The sequence below is a fragment of the Paraglaciecola aquimarina genome (assembly GCF_032464635.1).
In the GTDB taxonomy this organism is placed as follows: domain Bacteria; phylum Pseudomonadota; class Gammaproteobacteria; order Enterobacterales; family Alteromonadaceae; genus Paraglaciecola; species Paraglaciecola aquimarina.
In genome coordinates, this window is record NZ_JAWDIO010000002.1 from 393,032 (window position 1) to 419,607 (window position 26,576).

Annotated in this window: 21 protein-coding genes and 1 pseudogene; 7 read left to right on the top strand and 15 right to left on the bottom strand. The window is 40.7% G+C overall.

The features are described from left to right. Window positions 1-40: 40 nt before the first annotated feature. From rhlB to RS130_RS02545, 4 genes are all read left to right on the top strand, one after another. Window positions 41-1,300 carry an ATP-dependent RNA helicase RhlB gene (gene rhlB / locus RS130_RS02530; RefSeq protein WP_316024650.1) on the top strand — a complete coding sequence of 420 codons (1,260 nt, stop codon included), beginning with the start codon at window positions 41-43 and terminating at the stop codon, window positions 1,298-1,300. Beyond that, a complete protein-coding gene (locus RS130_RS02535) occupies window positions 1,297-2,811 on the top strand; it encodes a Ppx/GppA phosphatase family protein (RefSeq protein ID WP_316024651.1) in 1,515 nt (504 codons plus the stop codon). The genes rhlB and RS130_RS02535 overlap by 4 nt, the downstream gene beginning before the upstream one ends. 161 nt (window positions 2,812-2,972) lie before the next feature. Then, window positions 2,973-4,085 carry an FIST signal transduction protein gene (locus RS130_RS02540; RefSeq protein ID WP_316024652.1) on the top strand — a complete coding sequence of 371 codons (1,113 nt, stop codon included), beginning with the start codon at window positions 2,973-2,975 and terminating at the stop codon, window positions 4,083-4,085. A gap of 11 nt (window positions 4,086-4,096) precedes the next feature. After that, window positions 4,097-5,911: a putative bifunctional diguanylate cyclase/phosphodiesterase gene (locus RS130_RS02545; RefSeq protein ID WP_316024653.1), complete on the top strand. Its 1,815-nt coding sequence runs from the start codon at window positions 4,097-4,099 to the stop codon at window positions 5,909-5,911. A gap of 15 nt (window positions 5,912-5,926) precedes the next feature. Here the strand turns inward: RS130_RS02545 and hemB are convergent, their stop codons facing one another. From hemB to tatA, 6 genes and pseudogenes are all read right to left on the bottom strand, one after another. After that, window positions 5,927-6,928: a porphobilinogen synthase gene (hemB, locus tag RS130_RS02550; RefSeq protein WP_316027954.1), complete on the bottom strand. Its 1,002-nt coding sequence runs from the start codon at window positions 6,926-6,928 to the stop codon at window positions 5,927-5,929. Between the two features lie 8 nt (window positions 6,929-6,936). Continuing rightward, window positions 6,937-8,241: a sensor domain-containing diguanylate cyclase gene (locus RS130_RS02555; protein WP_316027955.1), complete on the bottom strand. Its 1,305-nt coding sequence runs from the start codon at window positions 8,239-8,241 to the stop codon at window positions 6,937-6,939. A gap of 119 nt (window positions 8,242-8,360) precedes the next feature. After that, window positions 8,361-9,170, bottom strand: coding sequence for a TatD family hydrolase (locus RS130_RS02560; RefSeq protein WP_316024654.1), 810 nt, complete (start codon window positions 9,168-9,170; stop codon window positions 8,361-8,363). A gap of 78 nt (window positions 9,171-9,248) precedes the next feature. Continuing rightward, window positions 9,249-10,034 (bottom strand): twin-arginine translocase subunit TatC, encoded by a 786-nt coding sequence (gene tatC / locus RS130_RS02565; RefSeq protein WP_316024655.1) that lies wholly within the window; start codon window positions 10,032-10,034, stop codon window positions 9,249-9,251. Between the two features lie 6 nt (window positions 10,035-10,040). After that, a pseudogene (gene tatB / locus RS130_RS02570) lies at window positions 10,041-10,342 on the bottom strand (Sec-independent protein translocase protein TatB). After that, the gene (gene tatA / locus RS130_RS02575) at window positions 10,342-10,602 is read right to left on the bottom strand and encodes a twin-arginine translocase TatA/TatE family subunit (protein WP_316024656.1); all 261 of its coding nucleotides are present in this window, start codon (window positions 10,600-10,602) and stop codon (window positions 10,342-10,344) included. Before tatA ends, tatB begins: the two are co-directional and overlap by 1 nt. A gap of 277 nt (window positions 10,603-10,879) precedes the next feature. Between tatA and RS130_RS02580 the strand changes: the two genes are divergently transcribed. Further along, entirely contained in the window at window positions 10,880-11,791 is a 912-nt protein-coding gene (locus RS130_RS02580; protein ID WP_316024657.1) for a hypothetical protein, read from the top strand. A gap of 18 nt (window positions 11,792-11,809) precedes the next feature. On the opposite strand, the gene ubiB is transcribed toward RS130_RS02580, so the two are convergent. The 5 genes from ubiB to RS130_RS02605 form a co-directional block, all read right to left on the bottom strand. After that, the gene (gene ubiB, locus RS130_RS02585) at window positions 11,810-13,441 is read right to left on the bottom strand and encodes a ubiquinone biosynthesis regulatory protein kinase UbiB (RefSeq protein WP_316024658.1); all 1,632 of its coding nucleotides are present in this window, start codon (window positions 13,439-13,441) and stop codon (window positions 11,810-11,812) included. After that, entirely contained in the window at window positions 13,438-14,142 is a 705-nt protein-coding gene (locus tag RS130_RS02590) for a ubiquinone biosynthesis accessory factor UbiJ (protein ID WP_316024659.1), read from the bottom strand. Before RS130_RS02590 ends, ubiB begins: the two co-directional genes overlap by 4 nt. Before the next feature lies 1 nt (window position 14,143). Next, window positions 14,144-14,923, bottom strand: a complete 780-nt coding sequence (ubiE, locus tag RS130_RS02595; protein ID WP_316024660.1) for a bifunctional demethylmenaquinone methyltransferase/2-methoxy-6-polyprenyl-1,4-benzoquinol methylase UbiE — start codon at window positions 14,921-14,923, stop codon at window positions 14,144-14,146. Window positions 14,924-15,070: 147 nt separating this feature from the next. After that, entirely contained in the window at window positions 15,071-15,946 is an 876-nt protein-coding gene (locus tag RS130_RS02600) for a sugar phosphate isomerase/epimerase family protein (RefSeq protein WP_316024661.1), read from the bottom strand. Window positions 15,947-15,999: 53 nt separating this feature from the next. Beyond that, window positions 16,000-19,362, bottom strand: a complete 3,363-nt coding sequence (locus tag RS130_RS02605; protein ID WP_316024662.1) for a PVC-type heme-binding CxxCH protein — start codon at window positions 19,360-19,362, stop codon at window positions 16,000-16,002. A 526-nt stretch (window positions 19,363-19,888) separates the two neighbouring features. Here RS130_RS02605 and RS130_RS02610 point away from each other — a divergent pair. Further along, complete coding sequence (locus RS130_RS02610) at window positions 19,889-20,041, top strand: hypothetical protein (RefSeq protein WP_316024663.1); 153 nt, start codon at window positions 19,889-19,891, stop codon at window positions 20,039-20,041. A 387-nt stretch (window positions 20,042-20,428) separates the two neighbouring features. Here RS130_RS02610 and RS130_RS02615 read toward each other — a convergent pair whose 3' ends face one another. After that, complete coding sequence (locus RS130_RS02615; RefSeq protein WP_316024664.1) at window positions 20,429-21,121, bottom strand: DNA-3-methyladenine glycosylase I; 693 nt, start codon at window positions 21,119-21,121, stop codon at window positions 20,429-20,431. A gap of 76 nt (window positions 21,122-21,197) precedes the next feature. Next, window positions 21,198-23,237, bottom strand: a complete 2,040-nt coding sequence (gene prlC, locus RS130_RS02620; RefSeq protein ID WP_316024665.1) for an oligopeptidase A — start codon at window positions 23,235-23,237, stop codon at window positions 21,198-21,200. Between the two features lie 228 nt (window positions 23,238-23,465). Between prlC and gorA the strand changes: the two genes are divergently transcribed. Continuing rightward, on the top strand, window positions 23,466-24,812 hold the full coding sequence (gene gorA / locus RS130_RS02625; protein ID WP_316024666.1) for a glutathione-disulfide reductase: 1,347 nt from the start codon (window positions 23,466-23,468) through the stop codon (window positions 24,810-24,812). A gap of 139 nt (window positions 24,813-24,951) precedes the next feature. Here the strand turns inward: gorA and RS130_RS02630 are convergent, their stop codons facing one another. Both RS130_RS02630 and RS130_RS02635 read right to left on the bottom strand, forming a co-directional pair. Then, on the bottom strand, window positions 24,952-25,293 hold the full coding sequence (locus RS130_RS02630) for a hypothetical protein (RefSeq protein ID WP_316024667.1): 342 nt from the start codon (window positions 25,291-25,293) through the stop codon (window positions 24,952-24,954). 301 nt (window positions 25,294-25,594) lie between these two features. Next, window positions 25,595-26,362, bottom strand: a complete 768-nt coding sequence (locus tag RS130_RS02635) for a LytR/AlgR family response regulator transcription factor (RefSeq protein ID WP_316024668.1) — start codon at window positions 26,360-26,362, stop codon at window positions 25,595-25,597. Window positions 26,363-26,576 lie beyond the last annotated feature (214 nt).

Sequence of the window (26,576 nt, forward strand, 5' to 3'; positions counted from 1 at the left end):
GAAACTGGTTTTTAATGCAAGCAACGATAAGCTATAAGCTATGCAAACTACACACTTAACCGATACACATTTTTCAGATCTTGCCATAAATAAGCAGGTTGTCGAGGCATTATCTGCCGCTAACTTTAATCACTGCACACCTATTCAGGCTTTGAGCTTGCCACCTCTTTTAGAAGGTAACGATATTGCAGGCCAAGCACAAACTGGAACGGGCAAAACCATAGCATTTTTGGTTGCCACTTTTCATTATTTGTTGTCTAACCCTCAAGACTCAAAGCGTCAACCTAGGGCTATCATTATGGCTCCCACTCGTGAACTAGCCGTGCAAATTTTTAATGATGCAGAGTTGCTTAGTAAACACACAGGGCTGTCCCTTGGATTGATTTATGGGGGCGAAGGTTACCAAAGTCAACGTGAAAAGTTACAAGAAGGTGTAGATATTATTATCGGCACCACCGGTAGGATCATTGATTACTACAAGCAGGATATTTTTTCGCTAGAAGGTATTCAAGTCGCAGTACTAGATGAAGCCGATAGAATGTTTGATTTAGGCTTTATCAAAGACATTCGTTATTTATTCCGAAAAATGCCCAAGCCGACTGAACGTTTGAGCATGCTATTTTCAGCGACGTTGTCGTATCGCGTACAAGAATTGGCTTATGAACACATGAACAACCCAACGCATGTGCAAATTGAACCAGAGCGTAAAACCGCAGAACGCGTAAAAGAAGAATTATTTTATCCTTCTGACGAAGATAAGCCCTACTTATTATTAACTCTAATGGAAGAAGAATGGCCAGAAAAAGCCATTGTATTTGCCAATACTAAGCACAGTTGCGAAAGAGTCACCGACTGGTTAAAGGCCGACAACCATAGAGTAGGTTTGCTAGGTGGTGATGTGCCACAAAATAAGCGTTTAAAAATTCTTGAAGATTTCACTTCTGGAAATATCGATATTTTAGTGGCAACAGATGTGGCGGCGCGTGGTTTACACATTGCTTCAGTGAGCCATGTATTTAACTATGATTTGCCTGATGATGCGGAAGATTATGTGCACCGTATAGGCAGAACAGGTCGAGCAGGCCAAAGTGGTAGCTCTATCAGTTTCGCATGTGAAAAATACTCGTTAAATTTACCTGCAATTGAAGAGTATGTTCAACATGCTATTCCAGTATCAGAGTATAATCCAGCCGATTTAATTAAAGATGTTGAACCGCCTAAACCCCGATACAAGAAACGTATGCAAAACGGTAAACGTCCACAAAGACGTCCTACGGGGTCTCGTCCAAATAGAAAATGAATACTACTCAAACCGTCACTTCTTTTGCTCAACCTGAGCAGTTATATGCAGCTGTCGATTTAGGCTCTAATAGTTTCCACATGGTGGTGGTTAGGGTCTCTGCCGGCAGCGTACATACAATTGGAAAAGTAAAACAAAAAGTTCGATTAGCTGCTGGTTTAGATGAAAATATGTATCTTGATCAAGCAAGTCTGGAGCGCGGCTGGAAATGCTTAGAAATATTTGCCGAACGCCTACAAGATATTCCTCTAGCAAATATTAAGATCGTCGGCACGGCCACATTACGCCTAGCCGCTAATGCCGATGTTTTTATCAAGCGTGCAGAACAAATTTTACAGCATAAGTTAAATATTATTGATGGCGAAGAAGAAGCGCGACAAATATATTTAGGGGTTGCTTACACATCTGCTAACCAAGGTAATTCCTTAGTTATTGATATAGGAGGCGCCAGTACTGAAATCATTGTTGGCAATGATATGTCACCTATTCATTTAGTCAGTTTGAATATGGGCTGTGTAACATTTAAAGAACGTTTTTTTGCCGACGGTGTTATTTCCTCTCAGGCTTTTGAGCACGCCATTGAGCACGCAAAAGCATTATTAAACCCCGTCACCAATGAGTTTTTGAATTTTAGTTGGCAGCAATGTTTGGGCGCTTCGGGCACCCCTCAAGCAATTGTTGAGATTTTGGTCACACAAGGTATTAGCGACGCAATTCGTTTAGATTATTTACATAATTTAAGACAACAGTGTATTGACTGCACGTCGATAGATTTACTTGAAATAGACGGCCTAACAGAAGCACGAAGAGCCATATTTCCGAGTGGTTTAGCTATTTTAATCGCCCTGTTTGAGCAATTAAGCATAGAAGAAATGCAAATTTCAGGCGGTGCCCTAAGAGAAGGGTTAATCTATGGCATGTTGGATAATATGCAGCAAAACGATCGACGAGCTCAAACATTAGAACAAACCATTGAGCGTTTCCATATCGACTCAACTCATGCTCACCGAGTGAAAAATCTGTCTTTGAACCTATTTAAGCAGGTACAAAATCAAATCGATTTACGAAAAATCGATTGTGAACCAATATTAATTGCCGCTTCTATGCTCAGTGAGTTGGGCATGCACATAGAATATAAACAATTTCATTTGCACGGTGCCTATATTCTTAGTTACTTACCTTTAGTGGGATACACACAACAACAACAGACGGGCATCAAAGCCTTAGTACAAAGCCATAGACAAGAAATTAAACTGGAAATATTTGAAACCTTTCATGCAGACGTGAGGGATATTCTAATGGTATTGAGTCGCATATTGCGCCTTTCTAGCATTTTATCCATTCGTCGAAAAGATCATATGCTGGCCGAGTTTAGCCTAACAATTAAAGAGGGGAATTGGACGATTCAATTCCCAGAAAAGTGGTTGAAATCCCACCCATTGATTGACGCGGAGCTGGCAAATGAAAAATGGCAGCAGCATAAAGTGGGTTGGAAATTAGAATGTTTCTAGTGACAAGACATTGTTTTTAGGGGTATATTTCAAATAACCAGTATGGATAAACTAAATAACCTGAGCGCGGATTAGCGACGCTAGATTAAAGGCCGCAATGATTCGCGGGCTGTACTTTGATAATCAGTAATTTTAGTTTCAATATGGATATCATGACCTAAATGAGTTTACTGTTTGGCTCGGTTGAGTACTCAACTGACATAGCTTCTGACAACCTAACAAACCTACTTGAAAGCGTGCTACTTCAAGCTCCTTCAGGTATTTTGATTTTATGTTGCGAGCAAACTCTAGATAAATTCTCCGCGTTTGACGCATTTCTTAAGTCTATCCCCATCCCTATATTTGGTGGCATATTTCCGTCTTTAGTATTGGATAACGAAACAAAGGAACAAGGAATTATTTTTGTTCCGATAAGAGTGCCCCTTGATATCAACATTTTTCAAGACTTAGAGCGCGCCCAGGAATTTGAGTTTTGCTTTAATCTAACGAGTCATCAATCATTGATGGTTTTGGTAGATGGTCTTGCTCGCAATATAGATCATGCGCTTAATCAAATATTTTTGCAATTTGGCCAAACCCAACAGGTGTTTGGCGGGGGCGCGGGCTCATTAAGTTTTGAGCATAAACCCTGTCTAATCACTAACCAAGGGCTGCTCCAAGACGCTATGGTGGTTATTGCTTTGCAATTAGAAACGCAATTAGCCATTGGTCATGGCTGGACTAAATTAGCAGGCCCTTACTTAGCCAATCAAGTAGATGATAACCGCATATTGCAACTTAACTTCCAACCTGCGCTAGCAATTTATAAACAGGTCGTAGAACAACACGATGGTCGATTATTTAGTGAACATGATTTTTTTGAAATAGCAAAAACCTATCCATTTGGTATGGAACGTTTAGACGATGACGTATTAGTGAGAGACCCAGTAACCGTTGAGCAAGAAAGTTTAGTCTGCGTAGGAAAAGTGCCAGAAAACACTATGCTGTATGTTTTAGATGGTCAACATACCAAGTTAATTGATGCCGCAGTACAGGCCGTGCAAAAAATAAGTAACAATATGCAGCATCCAGCGGCAATGATTTTTGATTGCATTAGTCGTAAGTTATTTTTAGAAGATGACTTTAATGCTGAACTAAGCCAGATTTCGGCAGAATTGAGTCACAATGAAGTTTTATTTGGTGCCCTTGTATTGGGTGAGATTGCCTCTGGCCAATCGGGCGCGATCCATTTTCATAATAAGACAGCCGTTGTAGCCATGTTCGAAGGCAAATAAGGAATGCCGCTATGAATCGCACCCTGCAACTTGTTTCGATACAACATGAGCTATCGATGAATATAGGTTTAGGCCTAGAATTAGAACAAATGCTACATGCCTTTATTCAAAGAGCACAACATCGCCTTAGTCTTAGTGCCGTCACTATAACCTATAATCTTAGCAATGCTGCTCATCAATTAGACGGTACCAGCGACACCTGCTTGTCTTTTCCACAACAAAGCCAAACATCTCGAGATTGGCTGCAAGACAAAGCCTGTGCGCTGTTTAGCCAACAAAACGGAACTTATGTTGAACATGAGTTGAACGATTATTTTTATTATTTCTTTGTGATCCCCCATTTTGGTGTGTTGATCTTAGAGCGAAAACACAAAGCGATTGATACGATGATCTTGCATGCTTTGCTCCCTCTATTAGAGAAGTTAGCTAACAGCTGCCAAGCATGTATTGAGCATCAAAATTTAAAGGCTGAAATAGAAGCCAGAAAACAAGCAGAACAATTACTGATTCAACAATCTTTATTAGACCCACTTACCAGCTTACCTAATCGTAAAATGCTAAACCTCAAGCTGCGTGAAGCTTTACACGAAGCTGCGCAAGGCAGATGCTTTAGTGCAGTCTTTTTTATTGACTTAGACAGGTTCAAAGTTATCAATGACAGCTATGGACATAACGTCGGCGACCAAGTACTAAAGTTCGTAGCTCAACGTCTACTCAACTCGACTAGCGAGGAAGACACCTTGGCACGAATGGGTGGTGACGAGTTTATTTTGCTGGCCAAAAACTTGTCCACCGATAGGCAATCAGCCATAGAAAAAGCGAAACGCATTGCCGAGAAATTATCGCTACAAGTAGCGAAACCCATTTATATCGAAGATAACAGTCTTAGCATTTCCATTAGTACAGGTATTAGCTTAGTACCGGCTGAAAATGCTGCATCAAAAAGCATTGAGCAACAAGCAAACACTGTCATTCGCCGCGCAGACATCGCCATGTACAGCATCAAACATGGCAACCGAAACGGCTTTAATTTTTTCACAAAGGACTTACAGTCTTTAGCTGAAAAACACACCCAAGTAGAAAATCACTTAAAGTATGCAATAGAACGTCATGAGCTAGAGGTACATTATCAACCATTGGTTAACGCTCATAATCAAATAATGGGGGCTGAAGCTCTGTTGCGCTGGAATAACGGCCAGTTGGGTCAAGTGAGTCCAGCAGATTTCATCCCAGTGGCAGAAGAATCAGGATTAATAATAGAGCTAGGGAAATGGGTATTGGCAGAAGCATGTAAACTGCTCAATAGATTAAAAGACTTAGGTAAGCCAGATAGCTTGAATTACATCAGCGTCAATGTTAGCCCGCGACAGTTTAATCAACCCAGCTTTGTACAAGACGTGGTGAGGCTCTTAGAAACTTACAATATTAACGGTAATCAAATTAGAATAGAGATTACTGAAGGAGTAGCCATTGATAATATCGACTTGGCTATTCGTAAAATGTTGCAATTGCGAGAGTTTCATATTGAGTGCATGTTGGATGATTTTGGCAGCGGTTACTCATCACTTTCTTATCTAAATAAATTGCCCTTAAAAACCATCAAAATTGACCGCAGCTTTGTCAGTCAAATAGATGCATCCGAATATCATCAAGTGATTGTCAACGCTGTCAAAGATATATGCAACTACTCACAGCTGGAATGCATCGCTGAAGGGGTTGAAACAGATACCGAGTTACAATACTTACAGTCTCGAGGAATTAGCGCTTATCAGGGATTCTACTTTCACAGGCCGATGCCTGTGAAAGCGCTTTTAACGTTATTGTAACCCTAATTATCGGTGTTAACCTTTAGTATCAAGCAACTGCGCGGCTTGTTTCGCAAAGTAAGTTAAGATTCCATCAGCACCTGCTCGTTTAAATGCTAGCAATGATTCTAAAATAACTTGCTCTTCATTTAGCCAACCGTTGGCAAATGCGGCTTTATGCATGGCATACTCGCCACTGACTTGATAGGCAAAGGTCGGAACTTTACATTCCTCTTTACAACGGCGCACAATATCTAGATACGGCATTCCTGGCTTTACCATCACCATGTCTGCACCTTCTTGTAAATCTAGAGCAATTTCTCGTATTGCTTCGTCTGAATTAGCAGGATCCATTTGATAGCTTTTTTTGTCGCCGCCTTTAATATTCCCTGAAGAGCCGACCGCATCACGGAATGGCCCGTAATAAGCAGACGCATATTTAGCAGAGTACGCCAAGATGCACGTATTAATATAGCCATTGTGTTCTAGCGCTTGGCGAATCGCCCCAATGCGCCCATCCATCATGTCAGACGGCGCAACAATATCAGCACCCGCTTCAGCATGAGACAATGCTTGTTTGATCAACACCTCTATGGTTTCATCATTCAAGACATAGCCAGACTCATCAATCAATCCATCCTGACCGTGTGAAGTGAAAGGGTCAAGGGCAACATCTGTAATCACACCCAACTCTGGCACAGCCTTTTTAAGCGCGCGCACAGCCCTTTGCGCTAACCCTTGTGGATTATAAGCTTCTTCCGCATGCAAAGACTTAGCAGTGGCTGGGGTAACAGGAAACAACGCTATAGCCGGGATCCCAAGCTCAACCAATAAATGAGCTTCTTTCACCAACAAGTCTATTGATAACCTTTCTACACCGGGCATAGAAGGCACCATTTCTTTTTGGTTTTCTCCTTCTAATACAAACATTGGATAAATTAGATCGTTTACAGACAAGCGATTTTCTGCCACTAAGTTACGAGTGAAGTCATGTTTACGCAGCCTTCTTAAGCGGCTATTAGGAAATTGTTCGTGCATCATTACTCCTATGTATCTTGTTCAATCGTGCTACTAGCTAACACTTGATTGCGGCCTGCATTTTTGGCCTTGTATAATTGCTGATCGGCTAACGCTAATATTGCGTCTTCAGGCATCGACAAATCGGCAACAGCGCAACCGATACCAGCACTAATCGTTATATTTATGCTTACCTCACCTACTTGTATAGGCGTATTTTCAATATTTATCCTTATATTTTCCACTACCGCTATCGCACCTTGAAGCTCTGTATTGGGTAATATTAACGCGAACTCCTCTCCTCCAAAGCGACACGCTTCGTCACTCGGGCGTTTTAACGCGGCTTGAATTTGTTGCGCGACGGCTTTTATACATTCATCACCTATCAAGTGCCCATAGTTGTCATTGACCTTTTTGAAATAATCAATATCTAACATCACTACTGATAGTTGCGTCTGCTCTCGGCGACTTCGGCGAACTTCAGCGACAAGCTTTTTATCAAAATAGCTGCGGTTACGCATACCGGTTAACCCATCTAAGGTGTTTTTTTCTTCTAGCTCACGATTCCTATCAGATAGCTCTCGCAACGCAACTTCTAACTCTAGCGTTCGCTCTTGCATTTTATATTCTAATGCTTCGGTGGCTTCATCGGTGGAACTCAAGGCTTGGATCTCCTCCAAAAAAGAGATTTTATCATTCTCCAAGTAATCGATTTTCTTCGTTAGCAATTCTTGTTTTTGTCGATGATAACTAACAACTAAGGTAAGGGTTATCCAGCCAATTTTAAGCACAGCGCCAAGCAATAGAGTAGATTGAGGGGCACTCCACAACCCTAGCTGTTGCATCCCAAATAAAAAACTACAAACTATAAATAAGCACCAAGCGAGTGTGTAACTTTGCGCCATAACAACGTCTTTAAGCCACAACCCTATCCCTGTAAATACAATTAAGGTACTCGTCAAAACGAAAGGAAGCACGACACTGAGCATTTGGTGAGCCGGGGGCAGGAAAAGGCCTATTACTAAATTTAGTAGCAATAATGCCGCAGTGCTGATGAGTACCCGACCAACCCATTTACTGTACAGCCAAATTTGCAATAAAAAATAAGTAAAAACTAAAGATAAACATAGGCTTAAGTTGACAAAAATTTGCAGCGAATATTGTTGCAGCCACACGTTATCAGGCCAAATAAATCTATCGTTTACCCCATAAAATGAGGCAAGTGCTCCCCCCAAAAAATGACTAAAATACAGTAAATCAAAAAGCGACAAGATGAAGTATAAATATATGCCAAAAAATTTATCAGCCCCACCACAGTGATGGCACCCAAAAATAGGCCAACAACAAAGTTATCTTGATGGGCTGAAACAATATTGAAAAACACCACTAAAAAAACGTACTAAACCCCAGGGCAATAAATGTCTCGGCATTAACGCCTAGATTAAGTATCTTTTTACGCATTTTTTGCCTCATTGCTGGGTAGAGCAAAAAGCATTTGACTGTTATTCATACTGGCATTTCGCACTGTAAGTAAATCTAGCTGCATGATATTGGCAACGTGTTCGGCAATGTAAGGAAGATAGGCTGGCTCATTATTGCCTTTATCGACCTTTCTATTGTTGGCTAAGCCTTTAGGTCTCAAATATGGAGCATCTGTTTCGAGTAGCAAACGTTCAATAGGTAGGGCTTTTACCGCTGCTCTTAATGCTTCTCCTCTTTTAGGATCACAAACCCATCCAGTAATCCCAATAAACAAGCCTAAATCTAAGTAGGCTTGCATCTGTTCAATCGTGCCTGTGAAGCAATGAGCCACGCCGCCCATTAACTGATTTTGATACTTTTTGAGTAAATTAAGTTGCTCATCGAAGGCATCACGCTCGTGCAAAAACACAGGCAACTTCAGTTCGCATGCAAGTTCAAGTTGTTGTTCAAAAGCGTAGATTTGTTCCGCTGGTGTAGAAAAGTTTCGATTGTAGTCAAGGCCGCATTCGCCAATGGCGACAACTTGAGACGATACCGCAAGCTTGCGTAAAGTATTCTGAGTTTGTGCATTAAACTCACTTGCATGATGGGGGTGCACGCCTACCGTCGAAAATAGGTGCTTAGGGGAAGATTGCGCTAAATCAATTGCCGCTTTACTGACATTAACAGATGTACCGGTAATGATAATCTGGTTAACCTCGGCTTCTAGAGAACGAGCAATTACCGGTTCAACTTCCAGCCTGCTATCGATAAAGTTAACACCTATATCACACCAAGACATAACTCAATTTCTCTTTATGAAGATGTTGATAAACATTCTACTCTAACCAACAAAACTTAACGCCACAATAACGGATTGCTACGCTTTTTCATTTTTGTTTTCTGTTTCGTGATCAGCTTCAGTATCTGTTTGTCCATCGACTTCGGCTGTTTTTTTACGGGAGTAAATAGCCCCAACAATGATACCGAATTCAAATAAAATCCACATGGGTATCGCCAGCAAAGTCTGCGAGATAATATCGGGTGGCGTCAACAACATCCCCACCACAAATACGCCAACGATAACATAAGGTCGTTTGGCTCGAAGTGCGTCTGGCGTGGTCATTCCGGTCCAGCACATTAACACTATGGCTACCGGAATTTCAAAGGACAAACCAAAAGCAAAAAATATTTTCAGCACAAAATTTAGGTAACTACTGATGTCGGTGTTAATTACCACCCCTTCAGGCGCGACACTTGTGAAAAAAGCAAATGCTAGTGGAAATACCACGTAGTACGCAAACGCCATACCTAAATAAAAAAGCAACGTGCTAGAGAACAACAATGGAGCAACTAAGCGTTTTTCGTTTTGATACAAGCCCGGCGCGATAAATCCCCACATTTGATAAAACACCATAGGTATGGCAATAAAAAACGACAGCACCATAGTCAATTTAAAGGGCGCAAAGAAAGGCGAGGCAACGTCAGTTGCAATCATTTCGGCTTGTTCAGGAAGGGTATCCAACAGGGGCGTTGCTAACCAATGGTACAAATCCTGGGCAAAATAAACCAAGCATAAAAAAACAACAAGGACACTTAAAAACGCTTTAATTACACGACTTCTAAGCTCAATTAAGTGTGCAACTAAGCTGTTAGCTTCAGCCATTCATGATTACTCTTTAGAATAGGGTTTTTGTACAGATTTCGCCGCTTCACGAAGTTCGTCAACAGACTCTTGTAACTCAGGAGACAAGTTTTCTAGGTTTTGTTGCTCGGCTTTTTTTAAGTTTTCGTGCAATTCATGAATTTTAAATTGTTGTTCGACTTCTTGTTTAAATCCATTCGCCACACTTTTAACACTACGAATAGTTTTCATAGTAGAACGTATAGCACCATAGGCAACCTTTCTGGCCCTAAGACCACCAAAGCTAACCCAGCAATAATTAACAGTTCAAAAAAGCCAATATCAAACATTAACTAGACTCTTTCTGTTCGCTCTTGGTTTCTTTTACTTTATTTTCAGCCGCAGCAGCAGTTTTATCTTCTACTTTTTCGTCAGGCTTCTCATCTGTTTTCTTAAAGTCAGCGTCTTTATCTTCGTCACTCATGGCTTTTTTAAAGCCTTTTAAAGCGCCACCTAAATCACCGCCGATACCGCGCAATTTTTTTGTGCCAAACAACAAAATCACAATTGCTAATATAATCAAAAGCTGCATAGGGCTAATGCCAAACATAAAATACTCCAAAATACATAATAAGTGTCATTATACGGTTCTTAACCGAAAGGTCACTGAGTTTGATGTGTTAACTTGTAAAAATCAAATAGAAAAGTTGCAAATTTTCTGTTCTGCGATGCAGTCATTAATCCATCTAAAATCAACGACTGCAGTTTTACAAAAAGCTTGTTTTAAACTAAGGGAAGTTTAATTTACACTGTAGTTCAAATGTGTAGATGATCGCTCAATATTCAACCGTCCGTATGCGAATTGATATACAACAATAGGAAAAAATTTGATAAGAATTATTTTTTTGAGCCTTGCCCTTATATTTACCAGTTCGGCGCAGGCACAAGAAAAGGAGCAGCCACTCCCATGGTTAGATTCTGTCCACGAAGGCGTGGTCGATTCTGTCAGTTCAACCGCGGTGTGGTTTGATGACTTTTTCGTGTTAAAAGACTTCAATGCGACGCAAACCGCTGCAGGAGAGTCTCGAATTAGATTGGGCTGGGAACCTAGAAGCAGGGACTTCAGTAAATTCGAAACTCGCTTTAAAGTGAGATTTAAACTGCCCAATTTGAAAAACAGAGCGGACATCGTTTTCTCCGACGATAGCGATCAAGAGTCCGATACCCCATTGAGCGTGCTGCGTAATCAAGACACTCCAGAACAGAATCGCTTCAGTTTGGCCCTGCGTTGGAAGAGCAAGCCAGACAGTGGATTTTCACACCGCATTGGAGCTGGCCGAAGATTCCAACTATTTGCCAAAAGCCGCTACCGACAAGCTCATTTTTTATCCAAGCAAACAACATTAAGTTGGGAAACATCTGCTTACTATTATTCTAGAGATCGATTGGGAGCAGACTTTTCATGGCGTTTAAGTTATCAAAAAAATGAAAAATCAATCATTCGACAAAACAATCATTTTTACTTTCGTGATCGAGAAAATGATTGGTTATGGCAGCACAACCTACAACAACTCAAGCAAATTGATGAGAATAATGCATTGGTTTCTGGGCTTTACATTGAAGGAAGTAGTAGGCCAAACTATCAAATTGACGAATACTTAATAAGCTTTCGCTGGCGCAGAAATACACTACGCAAATGGCTATTTTTTGAAGTAGAACCTTTTGTCATGTGTCGAAGAGACGAAGATTTCTCTCCATCCCTCGGTATGGCTCTCAGGTTTGAAGGCCACTTTTTGTAAGTTCTAGCAAACAGACGGTTAAAGCTTTTTACTATTCCAAGCTAGGATCCAGCTCAGCACACCCACCCCCGCACACGTTACGCTAGGCCACACTAAATGTTGATAAATAGGTAAAATGCTAGCCACAATAATCAAACTACAACCTACCATGACTAATTGGCTACTTCGGTGTTGTTGCTTGAGCTGTAGTTGCTGTTTTTCAAATTGCTGTCTTTGCTGCTCTGGCAAAGTTTTGACTTGTTTAAGGCTGTCGTATACCAAATCAGGTATCTCTGGCAATTTTTCCGACCAGTAAGGTAAATTTGCAGAAATTTTATTGTACATCGCCTTGAAGCCGATCTGCTCTTTCAACCAATTTTCTAGAAAAGGTTTAGCGGTTTGCCATAAATCTAACTGGGGATCTAATTGGCGTCCCAAACCTTCAATATACAACAAGGTTTTTTGTAATAAGACCAACTGTGGTTGGATCACCATATTAAACCGGCGCGCGGTGTTAAAAAGCTGCAACAATACATTGCTAAATTCGATTTCAGCTAAAGGCTTCTTAAAAATGGGCTCACACACTTTACGAATTGAAGCTTCAAAATCATCGATGTCGGTATCTGATGGCACCCAGCCTGAATCAACATGTAACTCTGCCACCTTGCGATAATTACTGTTAAAAAACGCAATAAAGTTCTCAGCCAAATAGCGTTTATCTTCTCGGGTTAAGGTGCCTACAATGCCAAAGTCGATGGTGATGTATTGTGGATCTTGTGGGTTATCGTATGCCACAAAAATATTCCCTGAGTGCATATCTGCATGAAAAAAGCTGTCACGAAAAACCTGCGTAAAAAATACTTCAACCCCTCGCTCAGCCAGTCTTTTCAAATTGGTATTACGAGCCTGTAATTGCTCGATATCAGAAATAGGCGTACCATAAATCCGCTCCATCACCATCACATTTCGATGACAATATTCACTGTAAATTTTAGGCACATATAGCGCAGCTGAATTTTCAAAGTTCTGCTTGAATTGAATACCATTCGCCGCTTCGTGCGTCAAATCAAGTTCATCGATGATAGTTCTCTCGTATTCACCCACTACTTCGACTGGGCGTAAGCGTTTACCGTCTGGCAATAGGTTTTGTAACACGCTAGCTAAGGTGCGCATTAGCTCAATATCAGATTGAATTGTCTGCTTGATGTTTGGACGTATAACTTTCACAACCACATTTTCGTTGTTGCTTTTCAATTTAGCAGAATGCACTTGAGCAATAGATGCAGACGCTAACGGTTTGGTTGTAAACTCACTAAAAAGCTGATCGATAGAAGTAAGGCCAAAAGCATGACGAATAATTTGCTGAGCTTGTTCGCTATCAAAAGGTTCGACTTGGTCTTGTAAGATACTGAGCTCTTTGGCGATATCCGCTGGCAACAAATCTTTGCGAGTTGATAGCATTTGGCCAAATTTAATAAATACTGGACCAAGAGATTGCAAAGCTAAGCGAATACGAACACCTTCAGACTTATCTTTATGTTTATTTGCTAACCAAAAAAACAACCCTCGCCCTAATTTTGCGTACCAAGGTAACCACTTATTTGGGATCATTTCGTCTAAGCCATGCTCTAACATAACTTTATTAATATGATATAGGCGAAAAATTCTCACTGCTTTGGGGGTTCCTTAGTTAATTTAGATATCTTAGGGCTGATGGCTGATGGCTCAGCGTTAGCTTGCTGTGCAACTGCTCGTTCTAGCAGAGCGACTCTGGCGGCTAACCGTTCGCTATTACCTCTTAGCTCAGATACGTGTTCACTAAATAGAATGACTTCATTCTGACTCACTGCTATTGAATCTGTTTGGGTCAGGTTGTTGCTTAGTTTTTCTGCCCCTTCACTTAATCCCTGCTTAGCTTTTTCAAAAAGACTCTTTAGGCTAGAAAATGTTTGATGGGCCACCACATCCCCCGTGTATTTAGAGAGTTGTTCTTCCCAGTCAATGTCTAGCTCTTTAAGCAAGGAGCTAAACGTTTGGGCAACGTAAATATCACCGATCAAATTCAACTTTTTCTGTTGGATCAGTTGAGTCAATTGACTGCTATCTTGCAGCTTTGGCAGCGTTTCTAAATTCAGCTCAATCAAACAATCTGCGGCTTGGGCTTTCGGTTCTTCTGCAGACTCAGGCATGACTGCCCTTACATCAATCTGTTCTGAAAAACTAAATAGTAATGGCCAAGGAAGCTCTACTATCTCGACTTGTAAAGAGCGCCCTGACAGCTTTTGCAAACGATCTTGACTGTCAGCATCAAGCTGCAGCAACCGATTCATTGCTAGCTCAATACCTGAAGTGATGAGTTGCAATAAAGGCATATTAAAATTTAAAACCTCGATGTAACGCGACAATTCCACCCGTTAGGTTTTGATAGGTGGTTTGCTCAAAACCCACGGCATCCATCATACTTTTAAGCACCTCTTGTTCTGGATGCATACGAATAGACTCAGCCAAATATTGGTAACTGTCAGCATCATTCGCCACTAACTTGCCAATTTTTGGCAACAGATGAAATGAATACATATCGTAGGCTTTGTTCAACACTTCGTGTGTTGGCTTAGAAAACTCTAATACTAACAATCGTCCGCCTGGTTTTAATACACGAAACATAGACGCTAACGCTTTATCTTTGTCTGTTACATTTCGCAACCCAAAGGCGATGGTAATAATATCAAAGGTATTATCTGGGAAAGGTAGCTCTTCAGCATTGGCTTGAACATACTCGACGTTGCCTACAATGCCTTTGTCTCTAAGTTTGTCACGACCAACTTTTAGCATAGCATCATTGATATCAGCTAACACTACCTGCCCTGATTCGCCCACTATACGAGAAAATTTTGCGGTTAAATCACCCGTTCCACCGGCTAAATCGAGCACTTTATGCCCCGCTCTAACACCGCTACAGTCGATTGTGTAACGTTTCCATAACCGATGGATACCCATAGACATTAGATCATTCATAATGTCGTATTTGGCTGCTACTGATTGAAACACGTCTTTGACCATGTTCACTTTTTGGTTTTTATCGACTTGTTTAAAACCAAAATGGGTGGTTTGTTCTTGTTGCGTTTGATTATCTGGAGTTTCAGGCGCGCTCATGACAGCTCCTTGAGTAGAATATAGCGATAGTTTACCCAAATATGTCCCTTGCCAACAGAGAATGTTTGTAGCTTTTTAAACTGAAGATGTAACGAAAGGTCTTCAGCCGAGATTCGACTCATCGGCTGAAGAAATTAACGCATGAAATTAAAGCTCACTAATGATTTTGTCTAACCCGGCTTTCGACTTTGCTACCGCTTGCATAGACGATAACCCGTCTGGATATTCCTCTTGTTCTACTACTAACCAGCGCGTACCGCCAACTTTAGCTTGGGTGGTTATTAATGTTCCCCAGTCATAATTATCATCCCCTAAGATAGGGCTTGCACCTTGTGGGGTTCTGTTAGGCCCATGGTAATGACGAATTTTAAGGTGTGTGGTTAGCGTGCGTCCTGGATAACGTTTAACATACTCAACAGGGTCTTTACCGGCAAAGTTCACCCACCCCACATCCAATTGTAACAACACACTTTGCGGTGTGTTTTTGGCGATGTAGTCCCAATACGTTGCATCGAGATACGTGTTGAATTCATGGTCGTGGTTATGATAACCAATGACCATATTTTTCTTGGCCAGTTTTGCCGATAGACTAACTAAATCAACGGTCAAACTGTGTACGCCACTTGCTTCAAATGCTCGGGCGTCGTAAGGAATGATGACCATATCGATTCCTACCGCTTTTAAGAAATCTAGGGTTTTATCAAGCTTGTCATCTCCTAAGTCTTTAAAACCGACATGAGCACCACTGGCCTGTAAACCAATTGAAGTTAAGTAGTTTTTAAGCCCAACTGGGTCACTTGCATAAGGACCAAAATCCCCCGCAAACTCCACCCCTTGAAAACCCATGCCAGCAAGCTCTTCCAAAGTACCTTTAAAATCTGCTTTCAATGCGCCCTTCACCGACCACAGTTGTACGCTGATTGGTGGTACATTAACTTTTGTATTAGGTTGTTGTTGGGAACCACAAGCTGATAACCCGATCAAGGTCAGCACCAAGTAGCAAGACAGTAAAATTTTCTTCATTTTTAACACCTTTAGTCACGTATATTAGTTGCCTGATAAACTCTCATTTAATATTAATGAGAGATTTTTGCTTTTTTACCTTTACCTTTGAGCGAGCTTAAAAACGCCACAACATCTCGGATTTCTGCTTTACTCAACATGTAATTCATTGGCGGCATGCCGGATGCCGGACGTTGAATGTCTTTTATGTCTGATTTGTTATATCGATGCAACTTACCTTCTTGCTCTAACTCAATAGTATTATCAGTTTCTGCTGTAAACACACCACTGACTTTACTGCCGTTGTGCATGGTTAAATTGAAAGTACCGTACCCTGGGGCAATAGCACCACTTGGATCAACTAAAGCCTGTAACAAGTATTCCGCAGAACGCTGGCTACCGATAGCAGATAAATCTGGACCTACGTTTGAGCCCTTCTTATTAATAATATGACAACGAATACACTGGGCAGCACCATTGGTATAAAAAATATCACGGCCAACTTGTTTGTCGCCCCCGGCCAACGCCCCAGAAAACTGTGTTAATAAATCACTGCTTTGCATTTTTTGCTGATACTCGCTGTACAAGGCTGTAACCTTTGATGAGGAGTTCTTTTCAACAGCACTCAATAACTCTAGGGTAATTGCGTTTTCCCCTGTTCCAACCATAAGCGCCTCTAGCTTAGACGCCAACCAAGCATCAATCTTAGCTGTGGTTTTTGTAGATATTGTTGATAATGCAATTTTTTGCAGAGCAACCGAACCTGATGTTAACAACTGCTCAACTTTTTCTGTCCCTGCAGCATGATCTTTATCCAGCACTAATACTAAAGCCCCGGCTTTCACCTCAAGTGCTTTACTGTCCAGTAACTTCTTAGCCGTTGCTATACCTTGAGCAGGGAATCGTTCCGCTAATAAATCAAGAGCTTGAATACGGATGTTACTTTTTGCGTTAGGGTCTTGCGCTATTTTTGCTAAAACGTCTTCAGATAACTGATAGTTAAATTGCTGAGCAATACTCATGGCCTGCACCAACGCTTTGCCTTCAGTATTTTCTAGAATTTTGGGTAAGTACTGTAAAACTAACTGACTGATATCCGCTCTAGACTTGTTGGCCAGGCTAGGTAAACCAGTAATGGTATCGATTGGATTAAGATCGTTCCACCCTTCAATAGCGGCAAGCGCTTCCGACGCCAAACGCTCTTTTAAGCCTTTCACAGCAGCATAAGCCAACAAACGCTTAGCATCTTCAGCACGCCCCTCATTGAAATTGGCATTAATAATGCGATGGTGTACAAACTCCTGCACATCTGTATTAGCAATACGCTTGCTATCTAGTAGCTCTGCCACTTTAGAACGAACAGAAGTCAACGCCTTGTCGCCAATCGCTAAAATCGCTTCATCAACTATCGCGATAGAATCATCATGTAAAAAATCGGCAACTTGATCATCTTTCAATTCACGTAAGGCCAATAACACCGCCATACGCACATCTTTCGACTTGGCACTTTTGTGCTGGATCCAGTATTTTTTATCCACGCCTTTAAGCGCCATCACTAACCCATGGCGTAACCATAAGTCTTTGTCGGATACCTCGACCAACTTGTTAATTACCGTACTTACAGCACCACTAGAACCCATTCTGCCTAAACCAATAGCTGCATACATGGCTACTTGGCCATCATTATCAGCCAGAGCTTTGATTAATGCGCTTTCGGCGAACTTGGCTTTATGATCACCCAACACTCGAGCGGATTGAATTCTTACCTGCTCATTTTTGTCATTTAACAATGGGATAAGGGAAGCTAATTTTTCTTTTTGAATACTATGGTTTAGTACTAGTTGGCTTAATCCCCAAATACTATGAATACGAGAAAATACATCTTTACTTGGGTCGTGAGCTAAGGCATCAAACTGAACGAAAGCTTGCTGTCCACGCTTAGCCAATTCAAATTGTGCTTGTTGGCGAATTCGTTGATGATCTGTTGCCAATAAGTCAGCGAGCTCACTCACTGACTTAGTCGAATAGTCAGCCAATAAAACATCGTGAAACTCGTTATGTTGTTTCACTAAGTTTGCTGGAGCTTCTAATAAATCTAACGCATAAATAGCACCTTCGTTAACGTTGCTCCAACCACCAAAGTTAAACTCAGAAATATAAAACCGGCCATCAGGACCAAAGTCTATGTCGCTAACATTGACACCTTTCAAAAAGGTTGTTTTTTCGATTGGTAAAAAAGACGCACCATGCTCTTTAGTTTTAAAAGTAGAAATATATGAGCCGGACTGAGAACCGCCATAATGCGCGATGAAAAATGTATTACGCCACTTTTCGCCCAGATAATTGGTTGGGTTGTAAGTAAAACCTGATGGCCCTCTTAATAGTTTTAATATACCTGGCAACATATAAGCGGGTTGATTGTCATTTCTAGGTATCGACATGTCGTTAGTTAACCAAGCTACCGGAATATCTTTATCCCCAGTATACTTAGCCGAACGTAACTCTAATTTATCAGTAAAACTCATGATAGTCTGATGGCCAGCATGCCACCCCGAATCACCTCCTTCAATTAGGTGATTCACTCTCTCGGTATCACTACGATCACCGTCATTATCAGCTGTGAAGAGGTTACCAAACTCATCAAATACTAGCTCTTGAGGGTTGCGTAAACCGTGGTAGAACACCTCTAGGTTTGAACCATCTGGATCAGAACGGAACACCGCTCCATGATTTGGTTGATGTAGAGTATCCCCTTCTTTCGTCGTGATATCATAACCTCGATCTCCTAAAGACCAATACAACTTGCCGGCAGGTCCCCAAACCAATCCATGTAAATCATGACCCAAAAAGCTAACTCTAGTACCGAAACCGGTTAACAATTCCTCGCGTTTATCAGACACACCATCTTTGTCTTCATCTTCTAACACCCAAAGACTAGGTATATTGGTGTAGTAAACTTTGCCATCTCGTTCAATCACCCCCACTCCAAGACCTTCGAGTGGTTTATTAAACCCGTCAGCAAACACCTTACTGCTATCAGCAATGCCATCGTTGTTGGCATCTTCAATCAAGACAATTTTATCGGGCACGCCTGGCTTTTGATTATCAGGAAATTCTGCAGAAAAATTCTTATATAAGTCTAAACGGTCATCTAAGGTTTCGATCTCGATATCGGCGATTGTTGCTTCTTTAGAAAAGCGCCTAACATCCTCCACACCTTTGCCAATTCGATATAGCTCAGTCATAAACATGCGCCCTTTCGAATCAAAATAAAAGTAACTAGGGTTTTTGGTTAGAGAATTATCAGCCCATACATCTATTTTAAACTCATCTGGCTTGGTAAAGGTCTTGGCTCTGAGGTTAACATCGACCTTGCTATTGTCAGCGATCGAAGATAATGGCGTTACTAATAAAACGGAAAAAAGGAACCTTTTCAAATTATTCATTGTTAACGATCTGTAAATACTATTTTAATAAGATGGTATCTAATATGCTTAATATTTCCTAGTGAATAATCCGTTAGCAATGCAATAAAATCGGCGCATTGCCAAATTTCCATAGAGCAACCTAGCCGCCAGAAAACTCAAAAAACATTGTTCTGGAAATTCAACGCCGACAAATTATTAAAACGCTTATTACTAATAAAAATATCCAAGAAATTAAAATATATAATAACTGTCATATTACTGTAACAAAACTATGATTTTGTTTTGTGGCTATTACCAGCATTAAATGTTACTATTTTGTTGAAGTAAAATAAGAGGTAATTTCAAATGCGTAATAAAATTTTAGCAGTAGCCATTCTTTTCCTATGCTCGGGATTCTATTTTTGCCAAAGATACCCAAAAGAGCTTGTTTAATTGCTTGGACCTAGGTAAATATTCTGTTGATGAAAACTGCACATCATCACTCATTTCCACAAACAGTCAGTTCATAACATTGCAAAAAGAGCTTTCTATAAAAATGGAACAACAAAATCCAAATGAAATGGCAACAGTGCAATTTCATCCACAACAAATGCTGATAAAAGTGATAGCTCAAAGGCAGAAAGAACGTAAGTCGAAACTTATTGCAGCAGTGCAAAGCAATAAAGCTGATGCATCTATCGCGCTTTAGTTTCGGTTATTAACTAGGCAAACACAATTGATTGTCTATACCCATCACTAGAAGACCACCTTTTATAAGGTGGTTTTTTTTGTTCAAGTTTTCACGATGACTCATTCCTAACACAACTTAAAAATGCCGCTAGGTAGCCAGAAATCTGGATTATCAGTGTAATTTCAAATTGAGTTTTACAAACAATTCAAACACTAAAGAGTATGCCCAGTTAAGCTTGGGTTACGATCTATTTGGCAACGAAATTTTTCGTGTATAGCAAGGCGGTTTTTCGTAGGTAATAGCAGGCTATGACTAGAAAAACGAACGTAGCAAGATGCCAAAAGAACGTTAACGAGAGACTCGGCTCATCCCGAGCCCAGATGAGCTATTGAGCAATCAATACACTCACTCAATGAAATTGTCGCCAACGCTTTTCGATAGAATCATGCTAATTTCTTGTAATGAACGACCACTTTCTTGTTGTAATTGGTTAAAACTATTTTGGATAGCAGTTAAACTGCGTTTTGACTGAGCAGAGCCTGAGATAATTTCTCGCTGTGTAAAGTACCCGACTACATCATTGCTGAGTAAAAAGGTATCTTTACCTATCGCTCGAAGGCCATAAGAACCTGTATTTCCTCCTAATCTAGCGCCATTCTTCTTTAAATAAGCCCACAAACCTATAATGTCGTTAGTTGGCCAACTCGCAACAAAATCAGCAAAACTACCATACTCTTGACTGACAGCTTCAATCATTAAAGCATTTTCACGAATGGTTTTTACTTTATTATAATTGCGAATAATTGCGGGATCGGTGGCCTTTTTTTCGAGCATTTCGTCAGGCATTAGCAATATTTTCTGAATATTAAATTCAAAAAATACTCTTTCGAAGTCTGGCCACTTATTACGCACCACTCGCCACACAAAGCCAGATTGAAAAACTTTCTGCGTAAACTCAGCTAAGAACCTATCGTCACCTATTTGTTTAATCGCTTCTGGCGACAAAGGCTTGTCTAATAAAGACTCTAAGATCTCTTGGCCGCCCTTACGTTCACTAGCACGTTGATAAATTGCACTAAATTTTTCTAGATTTTGCATATTGAGCTCTAATTAAAAGAAAGAATGGCAGAGCTTTCCAAAATAGAAAGCCATGCCCTCTTGGCTGGAATATCTGCTAGGCAGCAATACCTGAATGGCGAAGCAACGCATCGACCTCAGGCTCTCGACCTCTAAACGCCACAAATAATTCCATAGGTTCTTTGCTGCCACCCATTTCTAGGATATTAGTCAAGAAATCATGACCCGTCTGTTGATTGAAAATACCTTCTTCTTCAAATCGACTAAATGCATCTGATGACAAAACTTCTGCCCACTTGTAGCTGTAATAACCCGCAGCATAACCACCTGCAAATATATGCCCAAAGCTATTTTGAAAACGGTTAAAACTAGGAGGAATAATCACTGCCACTTCATCACGAACAGCATTCAAGCAAGCTTGCACATTAGTAGATTCGGCATCGACAAATTGCTCATGCAAGGTAAAGTCAAATAAACTGAATTCTAACTGCCTTAACATTTGCATAGCCGACTGGAAATTGCGTGCAGCCAACATATTATCGAGTAACATCTTAGGCAAGGCTTCGCCGCTTTCATGATGGCCAGAAATAAAACTCAGGGCTTCAGGCTGCCAACACCAGTTTTCTAAAAACTGACTTGGCAATTCTACTGCATCCCATGCCACTCCGTGAATGCCAGACACACCACCAACATTAATTTTAGTTAACATATGGTGTATACCGTGACCAAACTCGTGGAACAATGTCACCACTTCGTCATGAGTGAATAAAGCAGGAGTATCGCCCACTGGTCCATTAAAATTACAGGTTAAATAGGCAACAGGATGTTGCAGCGTACCATCCAGTTTTTGACGTCTGGATTGACATACATCCATCCAAGCTCCACCACGTTTTTTCTCGCGAGCATACAAATCAAAATAAAAGCTACCACGTAACTCACCAGTTTCATCATGAATATCATAAAACGTCACGTCTTTATGCCATGTATCTACGTCAAAACGCTGAGTAATAGTCAATTTATATAAACGTTTGACGACCTCAAATAGTCCGGCAACAACCGTGTTTTCTGGGAAATATGGGCGTAGCTGTTCGTCTGAAATTTTATAGGTTTGTTCTTTTAACTTTTCGCTGTAATAAGCAAAATCCCACGCTTGCAACTCATCTGCTTGATAGTACTCTTTGGCATAAGCACTAAGTTCGGCCAAATCTTGCTGTGCTTGTGGTTTTGAACGCTTAGCTAGATCTTGTAAAAAACCATTGACTTGCTCACTTGAGTTGGCCATTTTAGTAGATAAAGAATATTCAGCGTAATGTTGAAAATCAAGTAAATGCGCCAGCTCTTGGCGTAGACTTAGTGTTTCGTTGATCACCTCAGTATTATCCCACTTCCCAGCATTTGGACCTTGCTCCGAAGCTCGAGAGGTATAAGCACGATACATTTCTTCACGCAATTGACGATTGTCTGCGTGAGTCATAATGGGCAAGTAGCTAGGAATATCTAAGGTAAACACCCAACCATCTAATTCTTTATTCTCGGCAGCCTGTTTAGCTGCCGCCAATGCAGAGTCGGGCAAACCAACTAACTCTGCTTGATCGGTAATATGTTTATACCACCCCAAAGTTGCATCCATGACATTATTGCTAAAAGTCGATGCTAGATCAGACAAACGGCTTTGGATCTCGGCATAACGTGTTTTTTTAGTATTTTCTAGTGCCACACCCGACAGCTTAAAATCGCGGATAGACTGACTAATCACCTTTTGCTGAGCTTCCGACAAAGATGTAAATTCAACACTCTCTGCTATTTGGCAATAAGCCGCAAATAAATCAGCATTTTGTCCCACCCACGTGCCATATTCTGACAAAGCAGGCAAGCACGCATCGTGTGCTTCTCTTAGCTCGTCATTGCTCACGACAGAGTTCATGTTAGAAATGGGCGACCACTTACGACTAAGCTCGTCATCAATCTCTTCAATCGGCGCAATTAAACTATCCCAAGTATAAGAATCTTGCGCTAGTAACTCGGTGATTTTACTTTTACACGCTTCAATCGCCTCGGTAATAGCTGGCTGAATATGCTCAGGTTTAATAGCGGAAAACTGCGGTAAGCCGGATAAATCACGAATTGGGTTAGTCATATGTTTCTCTTTTGAAATAAGATAACCATAGTAATAAGGGTGCATAAGGGAAATCTCAATGAAGCTTCATTTTTATTTGCAATAAAAGCGCCCTAATCTTGAAACTAAACTTAGCTTTAGGAGTTCTACTCTAATTAATATTATTGATTAGAGCAATTTGAAAAATGCGGTGTCATTTTTATTCAGAACCTATTATCTTTAATTCATATTCTTTAACTAGGCGGAAACATGGCAGATTTTGATTATATTTGTATTGGCGGTGGAAGTGGTGGTATTGCTTCAGCGAACCGAGCAGCAAAGCACGGCAAAAAAGTAGCAGTAATAGAAGCAACCGCAATTGGTGGCACTTGTGTAAACGTGGGTTGTGTTCCTAAAAAGGTAATGTGGTTTGGTGCCCATGTAGCCGAAGCCATTAATTTGTACGCACCAGATTATGGTTTTGATGTCACCGTCAATAATTTCAACTGGCAGACACTTGTAGACAGTCGCGAAGCCTATATCAAACGTATTCACGGTAGTTACGGCAATATGTTTAACAATAATGGGGTAACACTTATCGAAGGTTTCGCTACTTTTGTTGATAAGAATACGGTTGAAGTAAATGGTAAACACTATACGGCTGACCACATTTTGATCGCCACAGGCGGAAGTCCTGTTCAACCTAACATCCCAGGCGCTGACCTAGGTATTGACTCGAATGGTTTCTTTGAATTAACAGAGCAACCTAAACGCGCAGTAGTTGTGGGAGCGGGATACATAGCCGTTGAATTGGCTGGCGTTTTACATGCCCTTGGCACTGAAACTCACTTAGTTGTTCGTAAACATGCTCCGCTTAGAAATTTCGACACTATGTTGTCTGAAACTTTGGTGGAACTTATGGCCCAAGACGGCCCAACTTTACATACCCATGCAACGCCTACACAAGTCATTAAAAATACTGATGGCTCACTAACAATAGAATTTGAAAGTGGCGAATCAATTGAAACCGACAGTGTTATTTGGGCCATAGGTCGTAAACCATCTAACGATAAAATAGGCTTAGACAAAGTAGGCGTAGCATTAGACGAACGCGGCTATATCAAAGTTGATAAATATCAAAACACCAATGTAGAAGGTATTTATGCCGTTGGCGACAATATTGGCTATGTTGAACTAACCCCAGTGGCGGTTAAGTCAGGACGATTACTATCAGAACGTTTATTCAATGGGCAAACCGATGCACATATGGATTATACATTGATCCCTACTGTGGTATTTAGCCACCCAGCTATTGGTACTATTGGCTTAAGTGAAGAAGAAGCAAATAAAGAATACGGTGAAGACAATATCACAGTATACAAATCTGGCTTCGCGGCTATGTACACCGCCGTAACTAAACACAGACAAATGACTCGGATGAAAATTGTATGCGCAGGCCCAGAGCAAAAAGTAGTGGGCCTGCATGGTATTGGCGCTGGTATGGATGAGATTTTACAAGGGTTTGGCGTAGCCATGAAAATGGGCGCGACTAAAGCTGATTTTGATGCATGTGTTGCTATTCACCCCACCAGCGGTGAAGAATACGTCACTATGTAGTGCTTAAAGAGGGTTGTTTGAGCAGCCTTTTTTGAATCCTTCGCTCTTAGTATCAAAGCGAGCATAGATTTTTTCTATCTCGCTTTTTTGTTTTAGGCACCACATAAAAAAGCCAACGCTAGGTTGGCTTTTACCAGTTTTACTCTTTAAGTATGATTTCTCTTAACGGATACTCGCCGGTTAACGTTCTGATTTCTGGGTATTGAGCAGATATTTCAATCACTTTATCCTTATTTTTACTGCCCCACTCCTTCATAAAAGCCATGTACTTTTTCTTGCTAGGCTCCATATCGGCTAAACTAGCGAAGGTCACGAGCAACACCATGTTGAAATCACCATTTAATGGCGTGTCACTCGCCAATATTTTCCAGTCTTTGATATAACCTAACTCTTTTTGAACCTGAACTGATTTCACCCAGCTTTGACTTAAGCCAGCTAAATATACACCCTCCATATTCGGGTCTATTCTAACTGTTGTCATATAAGTTATTTCTGTACTTAATTAATAATCCTCATAAACTTCCAGCCTTTCTTTAGCCACAACTGAGACTGAAAGAAAACATATGAGGTACAATAATTTTGATAAGTGTATTTTCATTGCTAACTTTCCTTTTAGACATTAAACACCACAATTTTGTAATACTGGATTGAGGCAAGCCAAGTATAGCTGCAAAAGTCACGTAAATTTCATAGACCCAAACTAGACAGAACAAAATTACATAAGGTACTGACTTTACTCAAATATTAGTAATTTGTGTGACTAAGTAAAACCGACTAATCTGTTAGCTAAAATGAGGCAATGACTTAAGGTACTTTTTCCCAATGGGTAAGATTTGCTGGTTATGTAGTTTAGCGTCCAGTGTAGAGCGACAAATACTGTGGATTGCAGAGAGCTTAACCAAATGGGAACGATGAATACGTACAAATTTATCGGCGGCCAGTTCTTGTTCAATCTCTTTCATGGTTTTACGCATTAAATAATTATCATCAATCGTTTGTATTTGCAGGTAATTGCCACTTACTTGAATACAGATAATATCAAGTTCGCTAATGATGACTTTAGCCTGTCCTTTGTATACCACAAAAGTTTGTGCGGCATTCGTTGAGACATTCTGTAACTGACTCAGCTCACTTTCGAATTGTTTAAGCTGCGCTTCGGTACGCAACCTATACATATAAAAAGAACAGGTAATCAATGTCAGTGCAGAAGCGACCACATACCGAGGAAAATAGATATAGATAGTACTAATGGCGTCATAACCTTGCACTAAGTACTCGATTAATACACGGTAACTACTCACCATAAGACAACAAAAAGCGAGCGTTGTCAGCGACACCCAACGCCCTTTACGAGTTGAGAGGTTTTGGTTGCACGCAGCATGTAACAACCATGGTGACACGGCCAACCACACCAACCAATCTTTTATCACACATTGCAAGGCTTGCTGCCAAGAATAGTAAGGACTGTCATTTATCACTAGCATATAGCTGTAACAGTAAGCGGTCATAAAAGTAAAAAACGTTGCCCACAGCAGTAATAACTTACCCATGTACTTTACCTGTATTCTCGCTTACTAGCGGCAAACTGGCTAACAGGCGACTGATAACATCAAGAAAATTTCTATTGGCAACAATCATAATGGGCTTAACTCCAACAGTTGATTGGGCTAAATACTACCTGAGCCTTAGGTGGATGAAAACTTGATTTCATATACCAATTAACTGTGTTTCACATAATCTAAGGTGCTGTAACGGTATTTTTGT